Origin of the sequence: Geminicoccus sp. (genome assembly GCF_036263595.1) — a bacterium.
Classification (GTDB): Bacteria; Pseudomonadota; Alphaproteobacteria; order Geminicoccales; family Geminicoccaceae; genus Geminicoccus.
Genome location: NZ_DATAGQ010000184.1, coordinates 1 through 3,193 on the forward strand (window position 1 = coordinate 1; position 3,193 = coordinate 3,193).

Annotated in this window: 6 protein-coding genes; all 6 read left to right on the top strand. The window is 60.8% G+C overall.

All coding sequences use genetic code 11. The features are described from left to right. On the top strand, positions 1–1,132 hold a 1,132-nt coding region (locus VHL31_RS19740; protein ID WP_329662956.1), incomplete at its 5' end, for a YfjI family protein. Further along, positions 1,129–1,554, top strand: a complete 426-nt coding sequence (locus tag VHL31_RS19745; RefSeq protein ID WP_329662957.1) for a hypothetical protein — start codon at positions 1,129–1,131, stop codon at positions 1,552–1,554. The genes VHL31_RS19740 and VHL31_RS19745, both read left to right, overlap by 4 nt. After that, positions 1,551–1,751, top strand: a complete 201-nt coding sequence (locus tag VHL31_RS19750; protein ID WP_329662958.1) for a hypothetical protein — start codon at positions 1,551–1,553, stop codon at positions 1,749–1,751. Before VHL31_RS19745 ends, VHL31_RS19750 begins: the two co-directional genes overlap by 4 nt. Continuing rightward, positions 1,748–1,876: a hypothetical protein gene (locus VHL31_RS19755; RefSeq protein ID WP_329662959.1), complete on the top strand. Its 129-nt coding sequence runs from the start codon at positions 1,748–1,750 to the stop codon at positions 1,874–1,876. The genes VHL31_RS19750 and VHL31_RS19755 overlap by 4 nt, the downstream gene beginning before the upstream one ends. Positions 1,877–1,964: 88 nt before the next feature. After that, positions 1,965–2,297, top strand: a complete 333-nt coding sequence (locus VHL31_RS19760; protein ID WP_329662960.1) for a P27 family phage terminase small subunit — start codon at positions 1,965–1,967, stop codon at positions 2,295–2,297. A gap of 326 nt (positions 2,298–2,623) precedes the next feature. Further along, positions 2,624–2,920, top strand: a complete 297-nt coding sequence (locus VHL31_RS19765) for a hypothetical protein (RefSeq protein WP_329662961.1) — start codon at positions 2,624–2,626, stop codon at positions 2,918–2,920. Positions 2,921–3,193 lie beyond the last annotated feature (273 nt).

The window sequence follows — 3,193 nt, forward strand, 5'->3', positions numbered from 1 at the left end:
ACGTGCGCTCGTTGCCAAAGCGAACAAGGAGATCGCGGAAGGGCGGCTGAAGAAGCGGCTCAAGGAAGGTGCGAGCACGGAGGAGATTACGGCTGAGTTTGGTGACCTGCTCAGGATCGAAGAACCACCTGTGCGACGCCGCTACGTCACCAATGATGCCACCATTGAGAAACTGGGCGAGCTCCTCAATGAGAACCCTCATGGGATCCTGGCTCAACGCGACGAGATGATGGGCTGGTTGCGTGGCCTCGACCGTGACGGACGTGAGCAAGACCGCGCCTTCTACCTGGAGGCTTGGAACGGCAACGGGAGGTTTACCTACGACCGGATTGGACGCGGCACGCTCGATATCGAGGCCGTGTGCCTGTCCCTTCTGGGAGGCATCCAGCCAGGTCCACTTTCTGAATATCTCGAGGGAGCTGTCCGCGGTGGTTTAGCTGATGATGGGTTGTTGCAGCGGTTCCAGCTGTTGGTGTGGCCGGATCCGCCAAAGGTGTGGCGCAATATCGATCGCTGGCCCGATGGAGCAGCCCGCAGGATCGCACGGGAGATATTCGATCGGCTCGACCAGGTGGATGTTGTGGCACTTGGGGCGACGGCCGATGGCGAGGATCAGCCTTGGTTCCTGCGCTTCGATGACGAGGCACAAGAGGCGTTCGACGGGTGGCGGGAAGACTTGGAGAACCAGCTTCGTGCTGGCGATCTGCATCCCGCCCTTGAAGCCCATTTGGCTAAGTACCGATCGCTGATTCCCTCGTTGGCGCTGCTCTGTCATCTTGCTGATGGCAACAGCGGCCCCATCGGCACTGTATCGTTGATCAAGGCGCTAGGCTGGGGCGCCTACCTCGAAAGCCATGCCAGGCGCCTCTACGACAGCGTGATCAGAGCCGATCTGACGGCTGCATGTGCCCTTGGGCAGAAGATTCTCGACGGGGCTGTAAACGACGGGTTTGCGGCACGTGATGTCTACCGGGCGCAATGGTCTGGATTGGCTCAGCCCGCGACCGTCAAGGCGGCGACTGATGTTCTGGAAGACTTGGATTGGCTGCGTGCCGAGACCCGCGAGACGGGCGGTAGAGCTAAGATGGTCTTCCGTATCAACGTCAAGTTGAAGCTGGGAGAGCGGCGATGAATGCTGCCGCCAGCTTCGTTTTTCCTCAGTCACATAAAGAGGAAGGCACTGACAAAGCCGGCAGAAGCCTCTTCCGTCAGTTCTGTCAGTCCACTGCTCCAGGAATGCAGGAGAATAATCCAGCTGCCTTGAGCAGGAAGACGGCGGCGCACTACGCGGCGCTCCTTGCTCGCGGAGCACCTTCTGCCCAACCGCAACGTGAGCATCCTGCCTTCGTACACGCCCGCGTTCGCGGATGGCATGTCGAGGACCGTGTAGGCGGTGTGCTGGTCGACACGAACGGTTGCGCCGTTGATCCCGACCTCTTTGATCAGCTGCAAGACATGATGGAGCTAGCTTGGCCTACACATCTGCTCGGCGACGAGGCCGAGGTCGTGCTGCGCGGTGAGTTGGACGAGATCGAACAGGAGTACGTGCAATGATGTCTTCTGGTCCTGCCGCAATCGAGGCCGCGCGAGCCGCTCTGGATGAAGCTCGGGAGCGGGGCTGGCGCGTGCGCCTGGTGAACGGTTGGCCGCAGATCCAGGCGCCGCTGACGACGATGAGCCCCGCCCTGGTGGATCGACTGAGGGAGTTCGCTGACGCAGTGGCGGTAGTGCTGCAGGAGGAGCGCCGATGACCGTACGCTGGAGAGCCCGACTCTTGAACGGACGGCCGCTCTCGCTGTCGCCGGTCCTGCGCGATCGCCTGATCGAGATCCTGGCCGCCGCTGCGGTCATGCTCTCCCAACGAGGCGGAGCATGAACAACACCCGGGGCCATGTGATTCTCTGGCTTCCTCTCGGACAAGGACCGCTGTCATCCCTACTCGCACGTGAAATGGAGGATTTGCTTTGAAAAATTGCCAAGGACCACCAAGACACCTGTCCGCCGAAGCAAAGCTGTGGTGGACGAAGCTGTCAAGTGAGTACTCTATTCAAGATGATGGCGGCCTCTTGATCTTGCAGACGGCGTTCGAAGCATTCGACCGAATGCGTGATGCCCAGCAGCAGATAAAGAAGGATGGTACGACTTTCAAGGATCGCTTCAAGCAGATAAAGGTTCATCCACTGCTTGCCACTGAGCGTGATGCTCGTGCGCAATTTCTTGCAGCGGTCAAGCAATTGAACCTCGACCTTGAGCCCTTGAACGATCGGCCGGGCCGCCCGTCCGGCTCCAAGATGTAGGAAAAGCCATGCCCACCGTCCGCACCCGGCGTCGCCGCAACCGTGTGGAAGGCCTGACGCCGTTCCAGCTGGCGTTCCTGCTCGATCGTGAATTGCCGGAGCCATCCTCAGGCGACGAGTGGTGGAGGATCGTCGAAAGTGGTTGTGACAGACCGGGCTCTGCGTACCAGTCTAGTTCAGCCGGTGGCCTCTGGCGGCAATACTGTGAATATCTAATGGTTATGTGGCTGCAGGATCATCCTGGTTAGCGCCCGCAGGTCTGGTGGGACACCGATGCCCCGCGGCAGCCGCTCGGCCGGTTCCCCAGGTACTGGTATGACGGGCAGTTGCCAGAGCCCCGCCTGCAGCTGGGTGGCACTGGCACGGTGCGGGCCAATGTCCTGGCGGAGACCCATGACTACTCGCTGGGCATTCCGTGCCGGTGGGTCGTCAGGCGTGACCTCGACACCTTCCCGAGCCTGCGCGGCCGGGCCCAACCGCTGGATCTGGCCGATCCGCCCGTCTTCGAGGCTCAGGCTCAGTACCTCGACCGGCACGGACTGTTCTTGCCGGGCGAGCGGGAGCGCCTGAGCCTGGAGGACTGGGCACCGGAGGTCCTGGATCTGGAAGGGATCGATACCTGAACATGCTTTGCAGCACCCTCATGTAGGTGGGGGATCCACGACAAGGCTTGGCTTTCCATAGCCGGGGATCTGGCAGGGGTTTGCTCAAGCAAGCCAGATCCACAGCTGTGGTTTGACCATGTCTGAAGCATCCACAAGGTCAGTCACCTGTAACGGCCGCCACCATACCGACCACCACCTGGCCTGCTGGCCAGCCTTTCTAGCTGATCACATTGCTGGAGCAGTTTCCGTCTCGCGTGCTCCCAGCACCATCTCGGTCATCCATTTGATCAG

What these genes read in the sequence shown, in the direction of transcription:
- VHL31_RS19745 (WP_329662957.1), top strand. Translation starts at nt 1,129, where the DNA reads ATGAATGCTGCCGCCAGCTTCGTTTTTCCTCAGTCACATAAAGAGGAA.
- VHL31_RS19755 (WP_329662959.1), top strand. Translation starts at nt 1,748, where the DNA reads ATGACCGTACGCTGGAGAGCCCGACTCTTGAACGGACGGCCGCTCTCG.
- VHL31_RS19750 (WP_329662958.1), top strand. Translation starts at nt 1,551, where the DNA reads ATGATGTCTTCTGGTCCTGCCGCAATCGAGGCCGCGCGAGCCGCTCTG.